The 25,613-nt window shown below is 43.6% G+C and carries 21 protein-coding genes; 17 read left to right on the forward strand and 4 right to left on the reverse strand.

Annotation, left to right across the window (positions count from 1 at the left end):
• The first annotated feature begins 63 nt into the window (after positions 1 to 63).
• The 8 genes from G7092_RS24100 (at position 64) to G7092_RS24135 (ending at position 7,971) form a co-directional block, all read left to right on the forward strand.
• Positions 64 to 594, forward strand: a complete 531-nt coding sequence (locus tag G7092_RS24100) for a GNAT family N-acetyltransferase (RefSeq protein ID WP_166093479.1) — start codon at positions 64 to 66, stop codon at positions 592 to 594.
• Between the two features lie 613 nt (positions 595 to 1,207).
• Complete coding sequence (locus G7092_RS24105; RefSeq protein WP_166093481.1) at positions 1,208 to 1,540, forward strand: L-rhamnose mutarotase; 333 nt, start codon at positions 1,208 to 1,210, stop codon at positions 1,538 to 1,540.
• Between the two features lie 21 nt (positions 1,541 to 1,561).
• A complete protein-coding gene (locus G7092_RS24110) occupies positions 1,562 to 2,914 on the forward strand; it encodes an alpha-L-fucosidase (protein ID WP_166093483.1) in 1,353 nt (450 codons plus the stop codon).
• 75 nt (positions 2,915 to 2,989) lie between these two features.
• The gene (locus G7092_RS24115; RefSeq protein ID WP_166093487.1) at positions 2,990 to 4,651 is read left to right on the forward strand and encodes a UxaA family hydrolase; all 1,662 of its coding nucleotides are present in this window, start codon (positions 2,990 to 2,992) and stop codon (positions 4,649 to 4,651) included.
• Between the two features lie 266 nt (positions 4,652 to 4,917).
• Positions 4,918 to 5,682 (forward strand): SDR family NAD(P)-dependent oxidoreductase, encoded by a 765-nt coding sequence (locus G7092_RS24120; protein ID WP_166093489.1) that lies wholly within the window; start codon positions 4,918 to 4,920, stop codon positions 5,680 to 5,682.
• Between the two features lie 26 nt (positions 5,683 to 5,708).
• A complete protein-coding gene (locus G7092_RS24125; RefSeq protein ID WP_166093491.1) occupies positions 5,709 to 6,554 on the forward strand; it encodes a fumarylacetoacetate hydrolase family protein in 846 nt (281 codons plus the stop codon).
• Positions 6,547 to 7,377, forward strand: coding sequence for an amidohydrolase family protein (locus G7092_RS24130; protein WP_166093493.1), 831 nt, complete (start codon positions 6,547 to 6,549; stop codon positions 7,375 to 7,377). The genes G7092_RS24125 and G7092_RS24130 overlap by 8 nt, the downstream gene beginning before the upstream one ends.
• A 393-nt stretch (positions 7,378 to 7,770) precedes the next feature.
• Positions 7,771 to 7,971: a hypothetical protein gene (locus tag G7092_RS24135; protein ID WP_076373622.1), complete on the forward strand. Its 201-nt coding sequence runs from the start codon at positions 7,771 to 7,773 to the stop codon at positions 7,969 to 7,971.
• A 73-nt stretch (positions 7,972 to 8,044) separates the two neighbouring features.
• Here the strand turns inward: G7092_RS24135 and G7092_RS24140 are convergent, their stop codons facing one another.
• Entirely contained in the window at positions 8,045 to 8,542 is a 498-nt protein-coding gene (locus tag G7092_RS24140; RefSeq protein ID WP_166093495.1) for a DinB family protein, read from the reverse strand.
• Positions 8,543 to 8,769: 227 nt separating this feature from the next.
• Between G7092_RS24140 and G7092_RS24145 the strand changes: the two genes are divergently transcribed.
• Positions 8,770 to 11,517 (forward strand): alpha-L-rhamnosidase, encoded by a 2,748-nt coding sequence (locus G7092_RS24145; RefSeq protein WP_166093498.1) that lies wholly within the window; start codon positions 8,770 to 8,772, stop codon positions 11,515 to 11,517.
• A 266-nt stretch (positions 11,518 to 11,783) separates the two neighbouring features.
• Positions 11,784 to 12,005 carry a YdeI/OmpD-associated family protein gene (locus G7092_RS24150; protein ID WP_166093500.1) on the forward strand — a complete coding sequence of 74 codons (222 nt, stop codon included), beginning with the start codon at positions 11,784 to 11,786 and terminating at the stop codon, positions 12,003 to 12,005.
• 146 nt (positions 12,006 to 12,151) lie between these two features.
• On the opposite strand, the gene G7092_RS24155 is transcribed toward G7092_RS24150, so the two are convergent.
• The 3 genes from G7092_RS24155 to G7092_RS24165 all read right to left on the reverse strand — a co-directional run bounded on the left by G7092_RS24155 (position 12,152) and on the right by G7092_RS24165 (position 14,056).
• Entirely contained in the window at positions 12,152 to 12,769 is a 618-nt protein-coding gene (locus G7092_RS24155; RefSeq protein WP_166093503.1) for a class I SAM-dependent methyltransferase, read from the reverse strand.
• 128 nt (positions 12,770 to 12,897) lie between these two features.
• Positions 12,898 to 13,281, reverse strand: a complete 384-nt coding sequence (locus G7092_RS24160) for a DUF3037 domain-containing protein (RefSeq protein WP_166093505.1) — start codon at positions 13,279 to 13,281, stop codon at positions 12,898 to 12,900.
• Positions 13,259 to 14,056 (reverse strand): HipA family kinase, encoded by a 798-nt coding sequence (locus G7092_RS24165; protein ID WP_166093507.1) that lies wholly within the window; start codon positions 14,054 to 14,056, stop codon positions 13,259 to 13,261. The genes G7092_RS24160 and G7092_RS24165 overlap by 23 nt, the downstream gene beginning before the upstream one ends.
• Before the next feature lie 647 nt (positions 14,057 to 14,703).
• On the opposite strand from G7092_RS24165, the gene G7092_RS24170 reads away from it, so the two are divergent.
• The 7 genes from G7092_RS24170 (at position 14,704) to G7092_RS24200 (ending at position 25,586) form a co-directional block, all read left to right on the forward strand.
• Complete coding sequence (locus G7092_RS24170; RefSeq protein WP_166093509.1) at positions 14,704 to 15,774, forward strand: AI-2E family transporter; 1,071 nt, start codon at positions 14,704 to 14,706, stop codon at positions 15,772 to 15,774.
• Positions 15,775 to 16,147: 373 nt separating this feature from the next.
• Complete coding sequence (cysQ, locus tag G7092_RS24175) at positions 16,148 to 16,933, forward strand: 3'(2'),5'-bisphosphate nucleotidase CysQ (RefSeq protein ID WP_202985404.1); 786 nt, start codon at positions 16,148 to 16,150, stop codon at positions 16,931 to 16,933.
• A gap of 85 nt (positions 16,934 to 17,018) precedes the next feature.
• Complete coding sequence (gene chrA / locus G7092_RS24180; protein ID WP_166093511.1) at positions 17,019 to 18,326, forward strand: chromate efflux transporter; 1,308 nt, start codon at positions 17,019 to 17,021, stop codon at positions 18,324 to 18,326.
• A complete protein-coding gene (locus G7092_RS24185; RefSeq protein WP_166093513.1) occupies positions 18,323 to 19,339 on the forward strand; it encodes a sulfotransferase family protein in 1,017 nt (338 codons plus the stop codon). Before chrA ends, G7092_RS24185 begins: the two co-directional genes overlap by 4 nt.
• 108 nt (positions 19,340 to 19,447) lie before the next feature.
• A complete protein-coding gene (locus G7092_RS24190; RefSeq protein ID WP_166093515.1) occupies positions 19,448 to 21,397 on the forward strand; it encodes a M1 family metallopeptidase in 1,950 nt (649 codons plus the stop codon).
• A gap of 34 nt (positions 21,398 to 21,431) precedes the next feature.
• Entirely contained in the window at positions 21,432 to 21,977 is a 546-nt protein-coding gene (gene cysC, locus G7092_RS24195) for an adenylyl-sulfate kinase (protein WP_166093518.1), read from the forward strand.
• A 528-nt stretch (positions 21,978 to 22,505) separates the two neighbouring features.
• Positions 22,506 to 25,586 carry a SusC/RagA family TonB-linked outer membrane protein gene (locus tag G7092_RS24200; RefSeq protein ID WP_166093521.1) on the forward strand — a complete coding sequence of 1,027 codons (3,081 nt, stop codon included), beginning with the start codon at positions 22,506 to 22,508 and terminating at the stop codon, positions 25,584 to 25,586.
• Positions 25,587 to 25,613: the final 27 nt, after the last annotated feature.

Below are 25,613 nucleotides of genomic sequence, written 5' to 3' on the forward strand. Positions count from 1 at the left end.
GCCTCTTCGACGGAGCTCTGGGTGACAGCCCCTGTTTTGTATATTTGAATACATTATAATACTATGTCCAACATCAAAATAAAACCATTAAGCAGTACGCCGGAAACCATTATAGCGCTGAGCGATATGCTGATTGAAGTGGTAGCCAACGGCGGTTCGGTGGGTTTTATGCATCCTTTAAGTCCGGCCGAGGCTAATAGCTTTTGGACAAGTTGTTTGGCTGCTGCTGATCGCGGTGAGCGCATCATCCTTGGTGCTTTTGATGGCAATGAAGTGGTAGCCACAGTAACCCTGTTGCTTAACCTGCCGCCCAACCAGCCGCATCGCGCCGAAATAGCCAAAATGATGACCCGCATTAACTACCGCGGCAAAGGTATAGCCAAAGCCTTATTGCAGGCAGCCGAACGGCTGGCCGTTGAGCACGGACGTAGCCTATTAGTGCTCGATACCGCCCAGGACGAAGGCGCTTCCGGCCTGTACGAAAAACAAGGGTTTACTTTAACCGGTATCATTCCCGATTATGCCCTGAAACCACACGGCGGTTTAACCGCTACTATGATTTACTGGAAGCGGATTGGTCCAGGTATAGTTTAAAGCGCTGTAGATTTTTGAAAGCCATGGCCTGTGTGATTCCCTCCTTCGGGAGGGTAGGTTTATACATGATGTATGTCGCATAAACCCAAAAAGAAGCGCTAAGGAGATTATTTCTTTTTCCCGTCAGCAGATAAGCTTCGGGCGAAAGCGGGCAGAACGATGCGAGCCTGTGCGGATGCGGGGCATAGCAAGTTTTGCAGAAGCATGGGGCTTTGTGTGAACGAAGTTGGGCAAATAATTGCAGCCCGTGGTTCTGCGCGCTTTGTAGGGCAGAGGCCAAGAGCGTAAAGAAGCATTTCTGCTGACTTGATTTTTGGTTACTTTTCATCAAGGAAAAGTAACTGGCCCTCCCGCGGCCAGGAGCGGGTATGCGCCATACAAACCGACTATTAGATCCTTCGTTCCTCAGGATGACAAAATTTATCGTACCTCTCCCGTGGGGAGGGAACTAATCAGTCTCACTATTCCTGTCTTTGCTCCTTGCTCTCCAAATCCTTACTCCCCCATAAACCCATGCCAAAAAAGCTTAACACTTTGACGATTTTGGGATAACTATTTAAAGCCAAACCTTATTTCTTTGTATTACCAATTTAACCAGCTTTATAAGATAGCTATGGCCCACAGATACTGTTTAACACTTGATTTGGTTGATGATGAAACCCTGATTGCCGGGTACGAAAAATATCACGAAGCCATCTGGCCCGAGATCCGTAAAAGCATCGTTGATTCGGGTATCACCAGCATGGAGATCTATCGTTTTGATGTGCGCTTGTTTATGATCATGGAAACCGATGACAGCTTCAGCTTTGAGCGAAAAGCCGCCGCGGATGCCGCCAATGTAAAAGTACAGGAATGGGAAACCCTCATGTGGAAATACCAGCAACCGGTAAAAGGAGCGCTGAATGGTGAAAAATGGGTTTTGATGGATAAAATATTTGCCTTGTAACCAATTCAAATTAAATAAATTATGCTTAAGAGAACTCAATTGCTATTCGCGCTGGTGCTCCTGTCTTTCTCACCGGTGTTCGCGCAAAAAATGATCGGTACCGAAACCGATGCCCAGAAACAAAAACGTATGGAATGGTGGACAGACGACCGTTTTGGGATGTTTATTCACTGGGGTCTGTACTCCGGTGCGGCCAGGCACGAATGGGTAAAGCATAATGAAAAGATTGATAACGCCGGCTACCAAAAATATTTCGACCAGTTTAACCCTGATCTGTTCGATCCGCAAAAATGGGCCAAGCAGGCCAAAGCAGCAGGTATGAAATACGCGGTGCTTACTACTAAACACCACGAAGGTTTTTGCCTTTTCGACTCTAAATTTACCGATTACAAAGCACCCAATACCAAAGCCAAACGCGACCTGGTACGTGAGTATGTAGATGCTTTCCGTGCGCAGGGTCTTAAAGTAGGTTTTTATTATTCCCTGCTTGATTGGCACCATCCGGATTATACTATCGACGAGATTCACCCACAATCGCCAAAAGATAAAAGCGACGCCTCCTACGCCGCTTTAAACAAGAACCGCGACATGGCCAAATATCGCCAGTACATGCGTAACCAGATCACCGAGCTGTTAACTAAATATGGTAAAATTGATATTCTTTGGCTCGATTTTTCGTTCCCGCGTAAAGATGGTCACGGAAAAGGTAAGGATGAATGGGGCTCTGTGGAGTTGTTAAAACTGATCCGTAAATTACAGCCGGGTATCATTGTAGATAACCGTTTGAACCTGGAAGAATATAAAGATGGCGCCGATTTTGAAACCCCGGAGCAGGTGAGCACTGCCGAACTGGCCAAATACCGTGGCAAAACCTGGGAAACCTGTCAAACTTTTTCTGGTTCATGGGGTTATTACCGCGACGAAAATACCTGGAAAACACACCGTCAGCTGCTCGATCTGTTGATTACTTCAACCAGTAATGGTGGTAACCTGATATTGAACGTTGGCCCAACCGCCCGTGGGGAATTTGACTACCGCGCAACCAATGCGCTGGACAGCCTGAGCCATTGGATGCATGCCAACAATCAGTCTATTTATAACTGTACCTTTGCACCCGATAGCTATAAGATACCAGAAGGTACTAAACTAACGTATAATAAAGTGAACGGCCGTTTATACGTGCATGTGTTTGATTACCCTAAAGATGGCAAATTAACCTTGCCGGGCTATAATGGCAAAATTAAATACGCGCAGTTTTTAAATGATCATTCAGAGCTTTTAAGTAAAGCTGCAGGTCAGGATGTAGAATTAACCCTGCCTGTTAAAAAACCAAATTACGAAATACCGGTAATTGAATTAACCTTAGTAAATTAAGGTAACAGAATTCGGATAAGCCCCCTAATCGTAAAGTTTAGTGTTTCGGATTTAGAGTTTAGAATTTAGGATATAATGTCAATACAAAAAGAAACATTTTTAAGGATACACCCGCATGATAATGTGCTGGTAGCCCTGCAAAACCTGGAGCAGGGAACACAGATCACTTTTGAGGGTAACACCTTTACTTTAGCCGATCGTATTGCCGCGAAACATAAATTCGCGATCAATGAACTAAAATCCGGTCAGGAAATTTATATGTATGGCGTACTGGTAGGTAAAACTACCAGTACTATACCACAAGGAGGTTTGCTGAGCACGCAAAATGTGCACCACGCCTCTGACGGTTTTCGCCTGGGCGAGCGCAAATTAAAATGGCACCAGCCCGATACCAGTAAGTTTGAAGCTAAAACATTTAATGGCTACCATCGGGCCGATGGCTCCGTAGGTACTGCCAATTATTGGATAGTGGTGCCGCTTGTATTTTGCGAAAACCGGAATATTAATGTATTGAAGGAAGCCTTGGTTGATAAACTGGGTTACAAAAAGGCCAAAAGCTATGAGGGAGATGTAGAGCAGCTGATGGAACTTTACCAGGCGGGTAAATCTGTTGAAGAAATATTGAATGCCGATATCCAGGCATCTGCAGAAAAAGCAGATTCCAAGCGCCTTTTCAAAAATATCGACGGTATTAAATTTCTGAACCATAGCATGGGCTGCGGCGGTACCAAAGATGATTCGGATGCACTTTGCGGACTAATAGCCGGGTATATCACCCACCCCAACGTAGCCGGGGCAACGGTTTTGAGCTTGGGCTGTCAGCACGCGCAGGTAAGCATTTTACAAGCCGAGATTGCGAAACGCGATCCCAACTTCAGCAAACCAATGGTAGTATTGGAGCAGCAAAAGGTAGGCACCGAGAGCGAATTGCTGAAGCAGGCGCTGAAACAAACCTTTGCCGGTTTGGTACAGGCCAACCAAAATCAGCGCCAGCCAGCGCCATTATCCAAACTTTGTATTGGTATGGAATGCGGCGGTTCTGATGGATTTTCGGGTATTTCGGCGAACCCGGCATTGGGTTATGTGTCCGATTTGCTGGTAACTATGGGCGGTTCGGTGATACTATCAGAGTTTCCGGAGCTTTGCGGTGTGGAGCAGGAACTGAGTGATCGTTGTGTGGATGAAGAAACCGCCAATCGCTTTATGCAACTGATGACCACCTATAACGCCCGTGCCGAGGCAGATGGTTCTGGCTTTTACGCCAACCCATCACCCGGTAATATCCGCGATGGTTTAATTACCGATGCTATTAAATCGGCAGGAGCAGCTAAAAAAGGCGGTACATCGCCGGTAACAGCGGTATTGGATTATCCCGAAAAGGTAACCAAGCCCGGGCTAAATCTATTGTGCACTCCAGGCAGCGATGTGGAAAGTACTACAGCCGAAGTAGGCTCAGGCGCTAATATCGTGTTGTTTACTACCGGTTTGGGCACACCTACGGGAAACCCGATCACTCCGGTAGTAAAATTATCAACCAATACGGCTATGTTTGAACGTATGCCGGATATTATCGATATTAACTGCGGAACCATCATCGAAGGGGATGAAACCATTCAGCAGGCCGGTGAACGTATATTAAACTACGTGATCCAATTAGCCAGTGGTGAGGTTGAACCCAAATCGGTAAAACTGGGCCAGGATGATTTTATACCCTGGAAAAGAGGGGTGTCGTTGTAAAAGCCTCACCCTCTCCTGAAGGAGAGGACTTTAGGATAAAAGATGATTATGCTATCCGAAGTCTCTGACTTCGGATCATTATGCTGGTAGTTTACAACTACCGGATGCCTGACCAAATGTTTCTGTAGTCTGAAGACTACGGGCATATTGGTTCGAAGCCAGAGACTTCGAACAGCGCAAGGAGCTGAAAATATAGATACTAACTATTTAAATAACCAATAAAACAAAAAAGTCTCACCCTTTAGGGGGAGATTGAGAGGGGGCTTATGTTTAAACTAACCAATAAATCGGTAGTGATCACAGGCGGAGGCAGCGGCATAGGTAAAGCCATGTCGGTATTGTTTGCACAACAAGGTGCTACCGTTCATATCATCGAACTAAATGACAAGGCCGCGGCCGAAACCGTAAGCGAAATTGAAGCAGCTGGCGGAAAAGGTATTGGCTACGCCTGCGATGTAAGCAATCAGCAGCAGGTGGTGGATACTTTTAATAAGATCGGTAAGATCGATATACTGGTCAATAACGCAGGTATAGCCCATGTTGGCAGGGCCGATAATACCAGCACCGAAGATTTTGAACGTGTATTTAACGTAAACGTAAAAGGTGCTTACAATTGCCTTTTCGCGGTGATTCCTGCGTTAAAAGCCAATGGTGGCGGCGTAATATTGAATACCGCATCAATAGCGGCTAGTGTGGGTATTACTGACAGGTTTGCTTACTCCATGAGCAAAGGCGCCATACATGCCATGACGCTTTCTGTAGCGCGCGATTACTTGCATGATAATATCAGGTGTAACTGTATTTCGCCGGCGCGTATCCATACGCCATTTGTAGATGGTTTTATCGCCAAAAACTACGCTGGTAAAGAGGAGGAGATATTTGAAAAGCTGTCCAAAAGCCAGCCTATCGGCCGCATGGGTCGATCCGAAGAAGTAGCAGCCTTGGCCTTATATCTCTGCTCGGATGAAGCTGGTTTTATCACCGGTACCGATTATCCTATCGATGGCGGATTTATCACTTTGAATAACTAACCTTTAAAAAACAATACTACAACAATATGAAGCTGATACGATTTGGAGCAATTGGGCAAGAAAAGCCAGGAGTGATCCTTAACGATAAAAAATATGATATATCTGCCTTTGGCGAAGATTACACCGAACAGTTTTTTGAAACTGACGGTGTGGCCCGCCTGGCGGCTTTTATAAAAGATAAACAATTGCCAGAAGTTGCGGATAGCGTACGTTTGGGCAGTCCGATAGTACGTCCCTCAAAAATTGTATGTATCGGCTTAAATTATGCCGATCATGCTAAAGAGACCAACGCGCCCCTTCCACCGGAGCCTGTAATATTCATGAAGGCTACCACCGCTATTGTGGGCCCTAATGATAACATCGTGATCCCTAAAAATTCGGTAAAAACCGATTGGGAAGTGGAGTTGGCCGTTGTGATCGGCAAAAAAGCATCGTATGTTGATGAGGCTGATGCGATGAATTATGTGGCTGGTTATGTGCTTCACAATGATGTATCTGAGCGTGAGTTTCAACTGGAACGTAATGGTACCTGGGATAAGGGAAAAGGTTGTGATACTTTTGCACCGCTTGGGCCGTTTTTGGCTACGCCTGATGAAATTGCCGATCCGCACAACCTGCGTTTATGGTTAAAAGTGAATGGTAAAATATTGCAGGATGGCACTACCTCAAACTTTATTTTTAACCTGCCCCATTTAATTTCCTATACCAGCCAGTTCATGACGCTGCTGCCGGGCGATATCATATCAACAGGTACACCTGCCGGTGTTGGTCTGGGTATGAAGCCGCCATTTTATTTAAAACCCGGCGACGTGGTTGAACTGGGTATCGATGGCCTGGGCGAATCAAAACAAAACGTGGTAGCTTATGCCTAAAATTGATGCACACCAGCATTTCTGGATATTTGACCCGGTTCGTGATAGCTGGATCAACGATGAAATGCTGGTGATCAAACGTGATTTTTTACCAGCCGACCTGCTGCCCGTACTACAACAAAACGGCATCGATGGTTGTGTAGCCGTTCAGGCCGATCAATCCGAACAGGAAACTGAATTTCTGTTGGAAATGGCGGCTGCAAATCCATTTGTAAAAGGTGTGGTAGGCTGGGTTGATCTGAAAGCCGATAATCTGGACGAGCGGCTGGAATATTTTAAACAGTTTGACCAACTAAAAGGCTTTCGGCATATTCTACAATCAGAACCCGATAAGCAGTACATGCTGCAACCCCGATTCCAGAAAGGAATTGCCAGCCTGCAAAAGTATGGCTATACTTATGATATACTGATATATCCCGAACACCTGCCGTATGCCGCATTACTGGCCGGAGCTTTCCCCGATCAAAAATTTGTGCTTGATCATTTGGCCAAACCGCTTATTAAAGACAAAAATATCAATGACTGGCAAAAAGATATCCTCGCTTTAGCCAAGTATCCCAATGTACATTGCAAAGTATCGGGCATGTTGACCGAAGCCGACTGGAAATCATGGAAACCCGAAGATTTTATACCTTACCTGGATATCGTGTTTAACGCTTTTGGTATCAACCGGGTTATGTTTGGATCCGACTGGCCCGTGTGCCTGCTGGCTGGCGGTTATGAAGGTACTATGCAGGTGATAAATAATTATTGCGCAGAGCTCTCAGCAACAGAGCAGGAATTATTCTGGGGCGAAAATGCCACACGCTTTTATAATTTATAGGCTTGAATGTCAAAATGATACACTATTATCATTTTGAAATTTTTTGTTGCTAAATAAAATAAAAGTAAGTAACTATGTACTGTGGTAGCAGCACGGTAATCTTCTGTTGAATATGGCTGATTTATGCAGCTGTAAGTCTATTTTATCGTTAATGCACCTTAATCATTAATGAGTTATTAACCAGCGCCCCTGTAGTTAATAACAAGCTTTTACCAACTATATTTATAACCCAGATCATAATAAAAGTGCAATATTTTGTGTAAGTGGAAATTATGGCACATAATTAGCTGTATGATTATCAGACGGCGGCCAAACCAGGAAACAGGATAAAACTATTGCTTTGTTTGTTGTTGATAACCAATGTCATCAAGCAAATTTTTTTAAGAGAAAGTCATGTATATTATTTTATTAGAAGTTACCGCCCTGCTTGCCGTAATCATTCTTCCGTTATTGGTTGTGCGAAAAAAGTTCAGGAAAAGATCAAAACCTGTGTATAAGATTGATACCAATACCGAGTATGCCCGCTATGCCATCAACGAAGATGGTTTCCTGGAAGAGATTAACGTAAGCAATTTATCAAAACACAGGCATTAGTATTAATTATACCTCATGCAAAAAGCCATTGTTATTAAACAATGGCTTTTTTGTTTTTCATAGGTATTTGTTTTTAAAAGGCACCCTCGTCTGCACTTGGGCCGTAGCTGCCTGGTAAAGGTATATTAAGCATGCGCAGGTAAACGCCTAATTGAGCCCGGTGATGAACAATTTGCGAATAGGTCATCCTGATTACATCGGCTTTGGTTCTTACATTAATGATCTGGTCGCCATTGCGTAAAGTCCATTTTTTGTTCAGGTCCGCTTCTTTGGCATGAACCAGGTGAGTTTTACCACTTTTTAGCGACTCCTCAAAATAGTCCAGTAAATCACGGGTATTATTGTTAGGTATGGGCTTGTAAGGTTTCGCCGCGAAATCAAGCTCGTCGGTAGTTAGGGTTATAGTAACCCAGGCTGGTAGCTCGGCAATATGATTGGCCAAACGCTGAATGTTCATGCTTTTTTCGTGTGGTTGCCATTGAAATTTATCGTTAGGTATGCGTTCCAACATTTTGCGGGTGGTTTGCGCTTCCTGATCCATTTCTTTTAAGAGCATATTGATGGTTGACATAGCTTTATTGTTTTATTGTTGTGGTTTGATGATTCAAAGTAACAACCTACTGGTGACAGCCCTATGTCAACAGGTTTTTATTAAATGAAAGAAATGTGAAATGGGGTAACAGATGAGCTGCTTACTGACAGTATCACGACAAAATAAAAGTCACCCCGTGTAGTAGAGGATGGACGGGGTTGCCGCTTTAAGGCGCAATTGATATAATTGATTTACCAATTACAATCATGAAACCTATACTCTTTTATCTCTTACTCTTTTTCCCGGTAATGTGCATGGCGCAAAGCCCGGTAGCCGATGGTTTAACCTGCGAATACCTCAACAACCCGGTAGGTATCGATATCGTAAACCCGCGCCTTAGCTGGAAGATCAGTTCCACTCAGCGTAATACTATGCAACAGGCGTATAATATCAGGGTGGCAACAGATGCATCTTTTTCTTCATCCAAAACCGTTTGGAGCACAGGGAAAGTAAGCACAGATTCCTCTATCCTGGTTACTTATACAGGTACTCCCTTAAAATCGGCTACCCGCTATTACTGGCAGGTAAGGATCTGGGATAATCACAGCCATGCATCTGGTTGGAGTAAACCGGCTTATTTTGAAACAGGTATGTTGTCACCCGCCGACTGGACGGCTAGTTGGGTACAGCCAAAACAAGACTCCGCCCAACGTAAAATACCTGCAGTGATGCTCCGCAAAGAGTTTGGCATATCTAAAAAGATTATATCGGCCAGGGCATATGCCACCGCGCATGGCCTATATGAACTATATCTGAACGGCAAAAAAGTAGGCGATCAGGTGCTCACCCCCGGCTGGACATCGTATAAAAAACGCCTGCAATACCAGGTTTATGATATTACCGCCATGTTGCAGCAAGGCAATAATGTAATAGGCGCCATGGTGGGCGATGGATGGTTCCGCGGAACAACGGGCTATACTAATCAATGGGGATTTTGGGGTAAAAAACTGGCCCTGCTCTGCCAGTTACAGATCACTTATGCCGATGGTACAGTACAAAACATCAATACCGACAGTTCATGGAAGGGTACAAATGATGGCCCCATACGGCTAGATGGTATTTATGATGGTGAAAACTATGATGCCCGAAAGGAAATATCCGGCTGGGCCAGCAAAGGTTTTAATGATGCTGCCTGGGAGCCGGTAGATGTGGCATCCTTTAATAATAAAATACTGGTAGGTGTACAAAGCGTGCCCGTGCACAAAATACAGGAGATTAAGCCCATTGCCATATTTAAAAGCCCCAAAGGCACACAGATTGTTGATTTTGGTCAAAATCTTACAGGCTGGGTTCGCTTAAAAGTGAGCGGCAGTGCCGGCCAAACGGTAAAGATCCGCCATGCCGAAGTGCTGGATAAATTTGGTGAATTTTATACCGCCAACCTGCGCTCGGCAACGGCAACTATCAATTACACCCTTAAGGGGAACGGAGTAGAATTATTTGAGCCGCATTTTACGTTTATGGGTTTCCGTTATATTGCGGTAGAAGGTTTTCCGGGCGAGCTAAAGCCTGAGAATTTTACAGCGGTAGTGGTACATTCAGATATGCCGGTCACCGGGCAGTTTACCTGTTCCGATACCATGATCAACAAGTTACAGCATAATATCCAGTGGGGGCAAAAAGGTAATTTCCTGGATATTCCTACTGATTGCCCGCAGCGTGATGAGCGCCTGGGTTGGACAGGCGACGCCCAGGTGTTTTCGCGTACGGCGGCCTTTAATATGCAGGTGGCTACCTTTTTTGCCAAATGGACAAAAGATGTGGCTGCCGATCAATCAGCTGATGGGCGCGTGCCTTTTGTTGTGCCTAATGTTTTTGATACTAATCACGCCACCTCGGCTGGTTGGGGCGATGTGTCGGTTATTGTACCCTGGACGATGTACCAGGTTTATGCCGATAAACGCATCCTGCAAAATCAATATGCCAGTATGAAAGGCTATGTAGATTATATCATCAAGACCTCCGGGGATAAATATATATGGCATAACGGGAGTGTTTTTGGCGACTGGTTATTTTATCGCCCAGGTATCTATGATTTTTCGGAACCTAATGGCTATACCAATCCCGATTTGATCGCTACTGCTTTTTATGCTTATTCAGCCAAATTGCTGAGCGAGTCTGCCGGGGTGCTAGGTAATACAGCGGATGAAACATACTACAAGGGAATATATGAGCAGGTTAAAAAGGCATTTATACGCAATTATATGACCCCAACAGGGCGCATTTTTGCCGATTCGCAAACCGGTTATGTGCTGGGGCTAAAATTTGGTTTAATACCAGACAGCCTGAAAGCCAAAGCCGCGGCTTACCTGGTTGAAGATGTGCGCAGCCGCAATAATCACCTTTCTACCGGCTTTTTGGGTACGCCTTATTTATGCCAGGTGCTGTCGCAAAATGGTTATAGTAATGTGGCTTATGATCTGCTGTTGCAAAAAACATATCCCTCCTGGCTATACCCGGTAAAAATGGGCGCCACCACCATTTGGGAACGCTGGGACGGCATTAAAACCGACAGTACTTTTCAGGATAAAAGCATGAACTCCTTTAATCATTACTCTTACGGTGCTGTTGGCGATTGGATGTATCAGCAAATGGCCGGTTTACAATTGGGTAAGGCCGGTTATAAGCATATCATTATTAAACCCGAACCTCATCAAAAATTCAGTTTTGTTAAAGCTACCTTCCAGAGCATGTACGGCCAGGTATTATCGGGATGGGAGGTAAATAATGGTGCCATGCAGATCCATGTAACCATACCAGCTAACACTACGGCCGATATAATCCTGCCGAAGGCCCGCGCCGAAGAGGTAAAACTCGACGGTAAGCCCATCGCCCCGGATACAGCACATACCGATGATGACGGTACTACCATCAGCGTTGGCTCCGGTGATTATACCTTCAGTTATCCCTGGGTAGAGGTAAAAGAAAAGAAGGCTGTCACGGCAAAGATGTAATAGGCTTTTTTAATTCGTTCTCTCCACGCGTCATTGCGAGACACGAAGTTATGACGCGTGGAGTTAAAAGATTTTCAAAAGTGAGGGGTGTGCGATTCCTTCCCTCGGGAAGGGGAGGAAGGGGTTTCTGAAATTTGCAATTTATGCAGAGTGTATAAACCCCTCCCTGCCTTTGCGCTCATGCCAGTCGCACCCCTCCCGTTGGGAGGGAACTCTATTACCGCTGAGACTGTGAAATTTATTATATTAGCTCAAAACAAACCATCATGCTCAAAAAAGGCGAACATATTGAAGGCACACCTGCCGAGCTGCAGGTCTTACTTGACCAAAACGCGGAAGCCAATGAATTTTTTGAAAGCCTTTCTAAATCATACAAGCAAGGGTATTGTGATTGGGTAGGATCGGCCAAGCAGGAAGATACGCGTAAGGTTCGGGCCGATAAAGCGCTCAAGATGCTGCTTAATAAGCAAAAGACGTTGAAAACGTAAGGAGGAACACCGAATTTTGAATGTCCAATACCGAATGATGAATGTGAAAATTCGATGTTGGACATTCAAAATTCATTATTCGATATTACTTGCTTTTTCGTCCGCTCAAGGTCTCCTGAAAGGGACCCTGAGATTGCTACGCGGATTTAAATCCTTCTGAAACTGCAAAAAGTAAAGTTTTGCGTGGTACCAAACGGGGTTTGGTGATCTTCGGTGATGCATCGCAACTTTTCAAAAGAAGCGGCAAACCTGGCAACCATCGAGGCTTCAGAGTATTGCCTGATCTCCAGGCCGCTGCATTTGGTAGGACCGTTTTCTGAAAATGTACTCAGTACCAGATATCCGCCCGGATGAATGGCATTTTCTGCTATAGATACATAGCTGGCTATTTTTTCTTCGGTGGTTAAAAAATGAAAAGCAGCACGGTCATGCCACACATGGTATTTTACAGGCGGAACAAATTCGGTAACGTCTGATACTATCCAATGTACTTTGGAGGCATCGGCACCTAATCTTTTTTGCGCCTTTTCGATAGATGCCGCAGAAATATCCAGTACCCATATATTTTGATAACCTTTATCCAGCAAAGCATCCACTAACCGGCTATCGCCACCACCGATATCAATGATATTGGCCGACAGATCTACCGGTAGGGATGCCACAAAATCCATCGAAGTTTTGGGATAAGTTTGGAACCAGCTTACATCATCTTCGGCCTTAGTGCCGTATACATTTTCCCAATGTTGTTTTTCAGGGGTGCTCATGGGTGTTATGGATTAGGCGTCAATATTAATCAGCTTTTTTGATTTTACCAACTTGAGGGACTTTAATTGGCTTAGGATAATTTATCATTGACGCTTTCCCAATATGTCATTGCGATAGCAGCGTGAGTTTACGCCACTAACTGCTCAAATAATTTATTCAATGTGGCCTCAGCATCCAGCAACAAGCCGGGATGTACTTTTGACGATTGTACCACCGTGCTGCGGGTGGCTGTAAGCCAGCGGAAACGAGAAGCGATATCCAGTTTGGCAATAGGGCCGGCATGTTTATCGCCATGGCATATCCGCTCAAACGAGTTGATATTATCTTTCAGGCAATCCAGATCCAGGCTCGGGGCTAGTGCACTTATACGGGCTTCGTTCCACACAAACCTAACTTTCAGGAATTGCTGTTTGGGACAGTAGATAATCACGCCCACATTGATAAACTCCTCACGCTCTACCCTGGGCACAACGCGTACTACGGCGTACTCAAATAAGTATGGCTCTTGCATGTTGTGCTTCTTTTACAAAATTTTCAGACGCGGCTATGCGTGTGGTTAAAAAACGGTAATAAACATCGCGGCGCTCGGCAGGCGTACCGTTTTCCGAATCGTCGGTCAGCCATTCGTCAGGTATCAGATTAACAATAGCCAGGATACGCTCATCGGTCAAAATCGAACAAAACTCGGCATCAACCTCATCCAGCATCGAAGCCTGGGGCAACAGTACATGATCCTTTACGGGCATAAAAGGGCGTATAGCCTGCTCGTCCCAGTTATACCAGGAGTGATGAAAATAAAGCGAGGCGCCATGATCTATCAGCCAAAGCTCCTTATGCCACATCAGCATATTGGTATTACGCGGGGTACGGTCAACGTTGGTAAGCAGGCAATCCAGCCATACAATTTGCGAGGCCGTTTTGGCGTCAAGCGTGGTCACCACCGGGTCGAAGGTAATAGCGCCCTGCAGGTAATGCAGCGCCAGGTTAAGGCCCACGCTAAACTTAAGCAGGTCCTGTATTTCTTCATCAGCTTCTGAGCGGCCAAAAGCCGGGTCGAGGTTGGCGAATACCAGCTCGGGTACACGCAGGCCCAGCAAACGGGCAATCTCGCCGCCTATAAGCTCGGCTATGAGGGCTTTTACACCCTGGCCTGCGCCCCGGAATTTAAGTACGTATAAAAATTCGTCGTCACCCTCGGCAATGGCCGGCAGCGAGCCGCCCTCGCGCAGCGGGGTAACGTAGCGTATCACATTAATGGTTCTGAGTTGTGGTTCAGTATAATTCATTGCAGCTATTCAAATGAAGCAGACAAATATAACTAAAAACATAGCGGCCCACGGGAGAATCATCCTTCGGTGTTGAATTGCAGAAAATTTGGCTAAAGCCTTTTTAAGCGCCTTGATTTAACCGTTGGCTGAAGCCAAACGGCAATGAATAATAAAAGAATTAACCGACTGTAAAAGAATGGGTATAAGAAAGATTAAAATTCATTGCCGATTTAACCGTTGGCTGAAGCCAAATGGCAATGAATAATAAAAGAATTAACCGACTGTAAAAGAATGGGTAAAAAAAAGATTAAAATTCATTGCCGATTTAATCATTGGCTGAAGCCAAATGGCAGTGAATAATAAAAGAATTAACCGACGGTAAAGAATGGGTATAAGGAAGATTAAAATTATTGCCGATTTAACCGTTGGCTGAAGCCAGAGGATCAATGAATAATAAAAGAATTAACCGACTGTAAAAAAATAGGTAAAAGGGAAATTAAAATTCATTGCCGTCCCATTTATGGGACGGATAGATGGGTTAAAAATGGCTTTAGCCAAAAAAACTAAATAGATTTCGCTGTAAGCTAAGCCGACACTAAACATAACCCGCAAAACTTTTATGTTTAATTATTGTAATGTAAGTGTGAATTAACCTTTAAGAAACTATGGCCCAACATCACCAACAACCTGCAAAAGAAACCGTAGAAAAAGAACTAACCTATATTCAGAAAGTGTGGCACACGGTAGCTATTGTGGCCCTGTTGGTGGTAGTGATACTGATAGCGCGTGTAGCTTTTAATGTATTGCTCATGGTGCTGGCCGGTGTGCTGGTATCGGTTTATTTTCATGGCCTGGGCGATATAATACAGCGCAAAACCAAATGGAGCAGGCGAGTCTCTATGAGTATTTCTGTAGCAGGCACTTTTATTATCCTCACGGTTTTGTTTTGGTTTATGGGCGCCAAGATCTCCAAACAGATTACCGTACTGAGCGATTCGCTACCTCAAACCATAAATACCGTTAAGGCAAAGCTGGCTGAATATCCCCTGGGTGATAAGGTGTTATCTTATTTGTCTGACGATAATTCCGACAAGTTGTTTGCCACGGCCAAACAATTCTTCAATACCAGTTTTGGCGTTTTGGGTAATATCTATATCATTATGTTCCTGGCTATATTTTTTACGGCCAATCCCACTTTATATAAAGATGGCATCATTAAGCTGATCCCGGCAGATCGTAAGGAAATGGGCCGTTGTGTGATCGACCGGATCAGCACCGCGCTCAAGGGCTGGCTGAAGGGGATGATGTTATCTATGGTGTTGGTGTTTATTTTGATAGGGGTGGGCTTGAGTATCATGAGTATCCCGGTAGCGTTGGTGCTGGCCCTGTTAACGGGTCTGCTGAAACTGATCCCGAACTTTGGCTCACTGGCAGCCATGATTCCCGGTGTGCTGCTGGCGCTCACCATTGGTACCAATACAGCCATTATTGTAGCACTGATTTACGTTGTTTCGCAAACCATTGTGAGCAATATTGTAACCCCGCTGATCCAGAAAAAAATGATCGATCTGCCGCCTGCCCTCACCATATTGTCGCAGGTATTGATGGGCACACTATCAGGCGTACTGGGTATTATACTGGCGGTTCCGTTGCTGGCTATTGTGATGATACTGGTTGATGAGCTGTACGTGAAGAAGATTGAGGCGGAGTCGGAAGTTTTGGGTGTAGAGTCTTGAGAGCCTCGCCGTTTTAGGTAAGGCTTGTTTATCCACCCGATTTTCGGTATATTTGAATAAACACCAGCCCGGTTCTCCTTTACCAGAGAAACCGGGCTGTTTTGTTAAAGGGAAAAGGAGAACAAAAACCGACCGTTTGGTATATAGTTATTTGACAATCAAGATATTAATACTTTTTAAGCTTTTCAAAACTGCTTAAAAAACACGTTAAAATTTGTTAAAAAGTGTTAAAATCGATGGTTTTGAATCAATTTTCAAGCGTTTTTAGCCCGTTTTTGCTCAGAAAAATGTTAAAATTCAAGGTTTAAAAAGTTTTTAGAACCGTAATTTGTTAAAATATTTACCCGATCATAAAAACAATATATCCATCAAAATGATTTTTACTTACCAGGATCTGGAACCCATCGATCTAACTCAAATTAACCAGATAGCCAAAGAAGCCGGGGCCGCCATACTCAGCATTTATAACTTGTCGCCAGAAAATATTGGGCTTACCCTCAAGGACGACCAATCGCCGCTTACCGCCGCTGATAAGCTATCGCACGAGGTGATATTCAAGGCCCTGACCGCACTAACACCACATATCCCCATCATTTCTGAAGAAGGTAAGGATATCCCCTATGAAACCCGCAAAAACTGGCCATATTTCTGGTGTGTTGACCCGCTGGATGGCACCAAGGAGTTCATTAAGCATAACGGCGAGTTTACAGTGAATATCGCCCTTATCTACCAACATACCCCGGTTTTGGGTATTATCTACATACCCGTTACCGGCGAACTATACTACGGCGGTCAAAATATCGGGAGTTGGAAAGAGAGCCCCGATGGAACAACCACCCGCCTGCACGCCGATACAAGCAGCACCAGTTGGACAGCCGCCGGCAGCCGCTCCCATGCCTCGCCCGAAGAAACCGCGGTATTGAGCCAGTACCCTATAAAAGAAACTATTTCGGCCGGCAGTTCGCTTAAATTTTGCCTGATAGCCGAAGGTAAGGCCCATATTTATTACCGCCATGGCCCAACAATGGAATGGGATACCGCCGCAGGCCAGGCCATAGCCACTTTTAGCGGTGCAAAAATGACCATGCCCCATGGCGAGCCTTTTCTGTACAACAAGGTTTCGCTACTCAATTCGGGCTTTTTATGTAAGGTAAAATAGGTGTTGAAATACCGCCCTCAGGTCGCAAAATATCGGTATCGAAAATTAACTGATCTTAAAGTAATTAGGATTATAACAAACGTTTGTGTTAAGTTTATTATTAAGGCAGCGTGAGTTAATCATTAACTTCATCGGTATAATTCAAATCGGCGGCATATTAATGGATGGGGCAGTTATCAATATAGCACAAGAGCAAAAGGTTAAGGCCAGCTTAAAATACCTGTTTTTTACCTTTCTGAAAATAGGTTGTGTAAGCTTTGGCGGCTATATGGCCCTGGTTGCCCTGGTGCAAAAAGTAATGGTTGATCAGGATGAGGTGTTGGATAATGATACCATCCTGGATAGTGTTACCGTAGCCAGTTTGCTGCCTGGCCCTTTGGCGGTAAATATTGTAGCCTATATAGGCTATCATTTAAAAGGTAAATCTGGCGCTGTGATTAGTATGCTGGCTGTGCTATTACCAGCTTGTACACTAATACTGTTATTATCATGGCTCTACTTTAGCTATTCATACAAAATTGAATGGGCACAGATAATGCAATACGTAGCCGCTGCGGTAAGCGCCATTATCCTTTCGGCGGGCATGCAACTGTTTAAAAAGGAGATTGCTAAAAACTATCCAAAAACGATATTGTGCCTGTTTGCCATTGCGGTTATTTCATGGTTCAATAACTACCTGGTTACCATAGCGCTTATTTTAATCGGGGCTGTGGCCGGGCTTTTTATGAGTGGGAATAAACACAGGAACATAGCCCTGCTTTCCTTTTTCAAAGGTAGCTTTAAGCTCAATCTTGCTTCGGGACTAATCGGTTTGCTGTTGATTAACGAGGGCGTATTTATCAGTGGTATCTACAAAAATATAAACAATATACTGCTAAAAATAGGGGTGGTTTTTTCGGGGATAAGTCTTTCTTTGTTTGGTGGTGGTTATGTGATGATCCCCATTATGCAATCCTTATTTGTGAAAGACCTACACTGGGTTACCGCACAGCAATTTGTGGATACCATAGCCTTTAGCCAGGCAACGCCAGGGCCTATCCTGGTAAGCTCTACTTTTATCGGCTATAAACTGGCGGGTATTGCTGGGGCTATATTAGCAACAGTGGCTATGTTCGGTCCATCGGCAGTATTAATGATTGTGCTGAGCAAGCTATTTAAGAAAAATAAAGACCATCGCCTGGTAAAAGATATGGTATCTGGTATCAAAGTAGTGGTTATCGGCCTGATCATTTCATCGGCATTTAAAATATTCTTTCAGCAGCACTTATCTGTACTTTTTGTAGCCGTGGGATTGGTGTCCCTGTTGCTGAGTTTCAAGTATAAAATAAACCCGGTTTATTTAATTATAGGCTCCATCGCACTTGGAGTAGTAGCAAAATTTTATAGCATATGAGTAAATTTTACCAACCTCAAGGCATCCAGATGATAGGCACGCAACGCTCTGGCTCCAATTTACTAAGGGTGATATTAGATCAGTCGGAAGCTATCGCATCGCCGCATCCGCCACATATACTGGTTACGTTTGTACCTTTATTACAGTTTTACGGTCCGCTGGATGAGAGTGCCTATAAAATACTCATTAACGATGTGGTTGACTATGTAGAAGCCAATCCTGTACCTTGGGAAGGCATCAGTTTAAACAGAGACTGGATCTTTGAAAACTCAACCATACACAGCATTTTTGAGATCAACCGGCTTATTTATGAGCAGGCTGCTATATCAAAAAACGCCCGGTATTGGTGCTGCAAGAGCATGGCCAATGTGCATTATGCTGATGAACTGGAAAAACATAATCCCGGCCTGAAATACATTTACCTGTATCGCGATGGCCGGGATGTAGCTGTATCGTTTAAAAAAGCTATCGTCGGCGAAAAACACATCTATCACCTGGCCCAGCAATGGACACATGACCAGCAGGCTTGCATCGATCTGGCTGAACGTATTAGCAACAACCGCTTCTTCGCCTTGAATTATGAAACGCTGATTACCCAGCCCGAAATGCTGATCCGCAAGCTTTGTGCTTTCCTGGAGATAGATTACAGCGACAATATGCTGAGCTTTTACAATTCCAACGAGTCAAAAGCTACTGCAGCGGCTGGCGAGATGTGGCAGAACCTCGAAAAACCTATTATGACTAATAACAAAGGCAAGTTTCATAAGGAATTAACACCTCTGGAGATTGAAATATTTGAACTGTTGAGTCATCAGGTTTTAACAAAATTGGATTATCCCATATTTACCGCATTAAACAATAAAGAACTCCTAACGCATGAAGCTATCGAAGTATATAATGTCGAGAACAGTGTGCAAAAAAAAGAAGTGCTGAACAATGCCCGGCAATCAGATCTTGACCGCCGTGAATTGCAATTACAGATACTGGCCGATATTAAAAATAAGGTTGTTTAAACGGTTAAATCATCAAACGTTTGCGTTAAACAATATCGTGTAAAGCTTGTTTTGGCGTCCTATCTTTCAATTCGCTAAAAGCAAACCAACTAATACATCCAATACAATATGAAGTTTAAACAGATCAATTTGTGGCTTTTTTGTGCGGCCATGATGCCATTTTTGGCAATTGCCCAAACTAAATCGGCTTATAACGAACTCCAGGTTTTTGACCATTCGTTTTTTACCTATAATGGTAATGAGTTCAGAAGTGCCAATGGCGCACCGGGTCCTAAATACTGGCAAAACAGAGCCGACTATGTGATTAATGCCGAACTGGTAGAAAAAGACACTCTAATAAAAGGCAATGTAAGTATTAACTATACCAATAACAGTCAGGATACACTCAATTACCTCTGGCTGCAGCTGGATCAGAATCTGTTTAAACCCGATTCAAGAGGCGCTGCTTCGACCCCGGTTAGCGGTGACCGCTTCGACGCTAAAGGCTATACCAAAGGTGGATATGACATTGGCGCGGTTTCGGTTACCTACATGGGCAAAAACTATGTGATCAAACCTACCATTACTGATACCCGCATGCAATTGCGCTTGCCGTTTGTGGTAAAACCCCATGGCGATCAGATCAATGTAAAAGTGAACTACTCCTTCTATGTGCCTCACTATGGCGCCGACCGTATGGGTAGGTTAGGCGTAAAACAAGGAGTGATCTATCAATTGGCTCAATGGTATCCGCGCATGTGTGTGTATGATGATGTAAATGGCTGGGATACTTTGCCATATATTGGCACCGGTGAGTTTTACTGCGAATACGGTAATTACGATTATTTTATTACCGCGCCTGCCGATATGATTGTAGCCGGTTCCGGCGATCTGCAAAACCCGCAGCAGGTATTAACTGCCGAACAAAATAGGCGCCTGGCTGCTGCTGCAAAGAGTGATAGTTCGGTACATATCATTACCGAGGCCGAGGTGGGTACTGCGGGCATTAGGCCAAAGCATGAAGGTACGCTTACCTGGCATTATAAAATGCACAACACGCGCGATGTTTCCTGGTCAGCTTCCAAGGCTTTTATATGGGATGCCGCAAGGGTTAATCTGCCGGGTGGTAAAAAAGGAATGGCCAACGCGGTTTATCCGGTTGAAAGTCGTGGTTATGACCGTTATGGCCGCGCGGCACAATACTTAAAAAATAGTATCGAATTTTATTCCAAAAACTACTTTGAGTATCCATGGCATTCGGCATTTGTGGTGGCCGGTGTAGCCTTAGGTATGGAATATCCAGGCATTGTGTTTTGCAGCTACCAAATTAAACAGGACGATCTTTGGCACGATATCACGCATGAAATGGGGCATAACTGGTTCCCGATGATTGTAGGCAGCAACGAGCGTCGTTTTATGTGGATGGATGAGGGGATGAACACTTTTATTAACGGTTACGCCTCCAATTGGTTCAATCACGGTGAGTATGGCGATACCAGCAGCATGGCCGTTCGCATGACCCGCAGTTTGATGAGGGAGAAAGACCCGCTGATGACTGCGCCCGAAGTAATGCACGATGGCGGACAATATTATTACAAAACAGCCCTGGCGCTGAATATTTTACGCAATGTGGTTTTGGGTGCCGACAGGTTTGATTATGCCTTCAATATGTATATAAAACGCTGGGCTTATAAACATCCGTTACCGCAGGATTTTTTCCGCACTATGAATGATGCCGCTGGCGAAGACCTGAACTGGTTTTGGAAGGAATGGTTTTATACCACCTGGAAACTTGATCAGGCGATTACCGATGTAAAATATAACAAAAACGATCCTGCCGCAGGTGCCATCATCACCATTGAAAATTTAGGGGAGATGGCCCTGCCCATAACCTTAAAAGTAACAGAGCAAAACGGTAAAACGCAACTGATCAATCTTCCGGTTGAAGTTTGGCAAAAAGGAGCAAAGTGGAAACTGAAATGCAACACTACATCAAAAATAACTTCGGTTATAGCCGATCCGGACAGGCAATTACCTGATATTGACCGTAGCAATAATAGTTTTAAATTGCCTGAGTAAACAGTTTAACATCTGAGTTGCTAAAAGGCATCAAATGAGTATAATATCAGATCAAAAAGGAATGGTTGTTTGGCTGTACGGATTATCCGGCGCAGGTAAAACAACCATTTCTTTGTTATTAAAGCAGAAGCTGGAGAATGATGGCCTTTTTGTGATTTGTTTGGATGGAGATGAATTACGATCGGGTATTAATAAAGACCTGACCTTTACCGAAAATGACCGGGAAGAGAATATCCGTAGGGCCGCAGAAATTGCCCGGCTCATGCTGCTGAACAATATCATTACCATTTGCTCTTTCATTACACCGCTCCAAAAACACAGGGCCCTGGCTGCCGGTATTATAGGCGAATCATATGCTGAGGTTTTTATTGAATGTCCGCTGGATGTTTGTCAGACACGCGATGTTAAAGGCCTGTATAAAAAGGCCCAGGCCAATCAAATAACCCATTTTACCGGCATCAGTTCAGAATTTGAGATCCCTGCCAACCCTGAATTGATTATTCATACTGCCACCGAAACTCCGGTAGAATGCATGGAGAAGGTATATCGTTATATAGAGCCGTTATTAAAAGGTATCTAAAACTCCCCTGTTATTCAGTCACAGTTACCCGGAGTGATAGCTTTAACAACATCCATTAAGAATTCATCATTCTATAGGTATGCAACCTGAGCACAGAACCAAAGGTGCTAATGTGAAAGTGATTTTTTCAGCAACGCTTCAACCCCGATAATCCTTTTTTTCTTTTGTATAAATATGTTATAACAATTAAAGCTACCGTCTTAAAAATGTGTTTATTACATGGTCAAAAATCAAAAATTTTCCTGTTTTGCCTGAAATAGGAAGTTTTTGAACAATTAGCCTCCAATTATCAATCTGTAAAACCATAAAGCCCGCTGCTTAATAAGGTTTTTCTCTCGGATATCCATGAATTTTGGTTGTTTATCAAACGTTTGCGTTGTTTAAACTTTTGTAAAACAAACGTTTGCGTGGTGTTTGAAGGCCTTCAATTTTGCTTTGTTTGGGCCTTATCTCTAATTTCCAATATCCAAAAAACATAAAAAACGAACTAAAAATTTCTTGATTAATTAATACTAACACCAACAATGTATGATTAAAATTTACTCACAACTTAGCTCGGATTTCATGCAAGGTATTTTTTCAAAAGGACGCTCCGGCATCAGTCCTTTCTGGAAATTAGTCTGCTGTTATCTGTTTGTATTATTACCAACCTGGGCCAGTGCCCAAACGGTAATTAATGGTACCGTAAAAGATACCAAAGGTTTAGCCGCAATTGGCGCTACAGTATCCGAAAAAGGAGTTAAGAATTCTACTGTAACCGACATCAACGGCAAATTCAAATTAACTCTTAAAGGTAATTCGGGAGTTTTAACAGTAACTTATATAGGTTATAAAGCGAAGGAAGTAACAGTAGGGTCATCAAATGAAGTATCTGTTGTTCTGGAGGAGGACCTGAATAAGCTGAATGAAGTAGTGGTAGTAGGGTACGGTTCCGTAAAAAAGGGCGACCTTACTGGTTCCGTGAGCTCTATTAAAAGTGACAACCTTATACTTGGTGGTACTACCTCAAATATTGGTCAGGCTATACAGGGTAAAGCAGCAGGCGTACAGGTACAGCAATCAAGCTTTGCCCCGGGGGCCGGCATCAGTATTACAGTACGTGGTGGCAATTCTATTAACACATCTACTTCGCCACTGTATGTAATTGATGGTTTCATTAGTGATAATGGTAACCAGGTTAACCCGAATGACATTGAAGATATTCAGGTATTGAAAGATGCATCTGCAACAGCTATATATGGCGCAAGGGGAGGTAATGGCGTAGTTTTGATAACTACTAAAAAAGGAAAAATTGGGAAAGTATCTCTTGATGCCGATATATCAGGTGGTACACAACGCTTAACCTACAATCCAACTTTGTTAACTGGTCAGCAATATACCGATATCCAGAATGCTACCGCTATTGAGGATGGTAAACCACAACCTTATCCATCAGGGTTTCAGGTAGCCAATACTAATTGGTTAAAATTGGCTACGCAAAACGCTACGGTACAAAATCGCAGTGTAAGTATCAGCTCTGGTAATCAGGATTCAAGGGTGTACGCATCAGGTAATTATATTAAACAAATAGGTGTATTAAAAAATACCGGTTTTGAAAGATATACCGCCCGTATAGGAACCGAAAAAAACATGAACGAAAATTTGAAACTGAGTGCTAATTTTTATGGCGCCAGTTCAAACTCAACATTGCAAACCTATACAGGTGATATTACCGCACCATTGTTTAGTCTGTTAACTGCACCACCAAACGTACCGGTTTATAATCCCGATGGTACTTATAACTATTATATAACACAAGGCGCTAAGTCAAATGCCCTTGCCAATTTGTTATTGCCAACCAATACCAGCACCAATAAATTGATCAATGCCAACATCGCGTTGGATTATAAGATTATTAAAGGCTTAACTTATCACTTGGGTGCAGGCAGTGAATATAATCAAACAGTTGCGGGTCAATATAATCCTTCAACTACTATTTCAGGTGGAAAACAGGGTGGCGTAGCTACAGAATCAGACAACTCAACCTTCAGATGGCTGGTGGAGAACTACTTTACCTATAAGTTCAACATTAATAAAGATCACGATTTTACCGTTTTGTTAGGTAATTCCAATCAAAAGGACGTAACCAATGGTTTAAATGCCGGTGCTAAAGGCTTTTCGACCGATGCCTTTCTGTTTTACAATTTAGGTGCCGGCTCATTGCCAAATGGTTACGGCAGCAGCAAAACAGAAACCATGTGGACCTCTTATTATACCAGGATCAACTACGCTTATAAAGATAAATTATTAGCTACATTCTCTTTCAGAGATGACAGATCGTCAAGGTTTGGACCGAATAACAGGTCTGGTTATTTCCCTTCGGGAGCTTTAGCTTATAAATTTACTGATGAGGATTTTATCAAAAATCTGAATACTTTCTCCAATTTGAAACTAAGGGTTAGTTATGGTTTAACAGGTAACGACCGCTTACCAGATTATTTGTACTATGCTACTTTTGGTTCTTACAATACAGTAATTAACCAAAGCGGGAATTTACAACCAGGTGTTGAGCCTAAAGCATTAGCAAATCCAAGCCTTAAATGGGAAAGCACAGCACAACTTGATGCTGGTTTGGATATGGGTTTTGCCAATGGCCGTATTAATGCAACAATTGATTATTACAGCAAAAAAACCACCAATTTGTTAATTCAGATCCCGATCGGTCAGGAATGGGGCTTCTCTACTGTATGGGGAAATGGAGGTGCTATTCAAAATCGGGGTATTGAACTTTCTGTAAATAGCAATAATATACAAAGCAAGGATTTTTCATGGAATACCATGGTAACCCTTGCCTATAACAAACAGAAGGTGCTTAACCTGGGTCCTGGCATTAATGTAATCAGTTCCAATACCGCCAATCCAAGTGGTACGGTTTCGGCACAGGAATTTAGCCGGGTTGTACCTGGTATCGAGCTTGGCGAACTTTATGGCTATGTATATGAAGGAGTAATAAAAACCGGGGAACATTACGCGCCTCAGCCAAATTCAAAACCTGGCGACCCTAAATATAAGGATGTGAACGGTGATGGAAAAATTACCCCAGACGACCGTACTTATCTGGGCAACACAAACCCGCATTATATGGCTGGTTTCGGTAACGATTTTCATTACAAAGGTTTTGATCTTAACGTGTTTTTCCAGGGAGCATTTGGTTATAGCTTATATAACATGAACCAAATGGTGCTGGAATCAACCACTGGAGCCGCTGCGCTGAACAGGTTTGTGGCCGGTAAAAACGAAAATACTGATGTGCCGCGCGAAGGTTATTACCTGAGCACTTATGGTAGTTACGTAAACTCCCGCTTTGTTGAAAATGCTTCGTACATGCGTTTAAAATCTGTTTCATTAGCTTATAACTTCCCGTCTTCATTATTTCAGAATATGAAGATTATCCAGGGGATAAGGATTTATGCAGAAGCACAAAATCTGTTAACCATTACCGGTTATAAAGGTACCGACCCGGAAGTTAACGTGCATTCAGCCAATGGTGCAACAGCTGGTGGTTTGGATTTTAACTCGTTCCCTGCATTTAAAACCGTAACCGTAGGTATTAAGGTTTCTGTTCATTAATTGATAATCATTCCTTTTGAAGGATCA

The organism is Mucilaginibacter inviolabilis, assembly GCF_011089895.1.
Lineage (GTDB): Bacteria > Bacteroidota > Bacteroidia > Sphingobacteriales > Sphingobacteriaceae > Mucilaginibacter > Mucilaginibacter inviolabilis.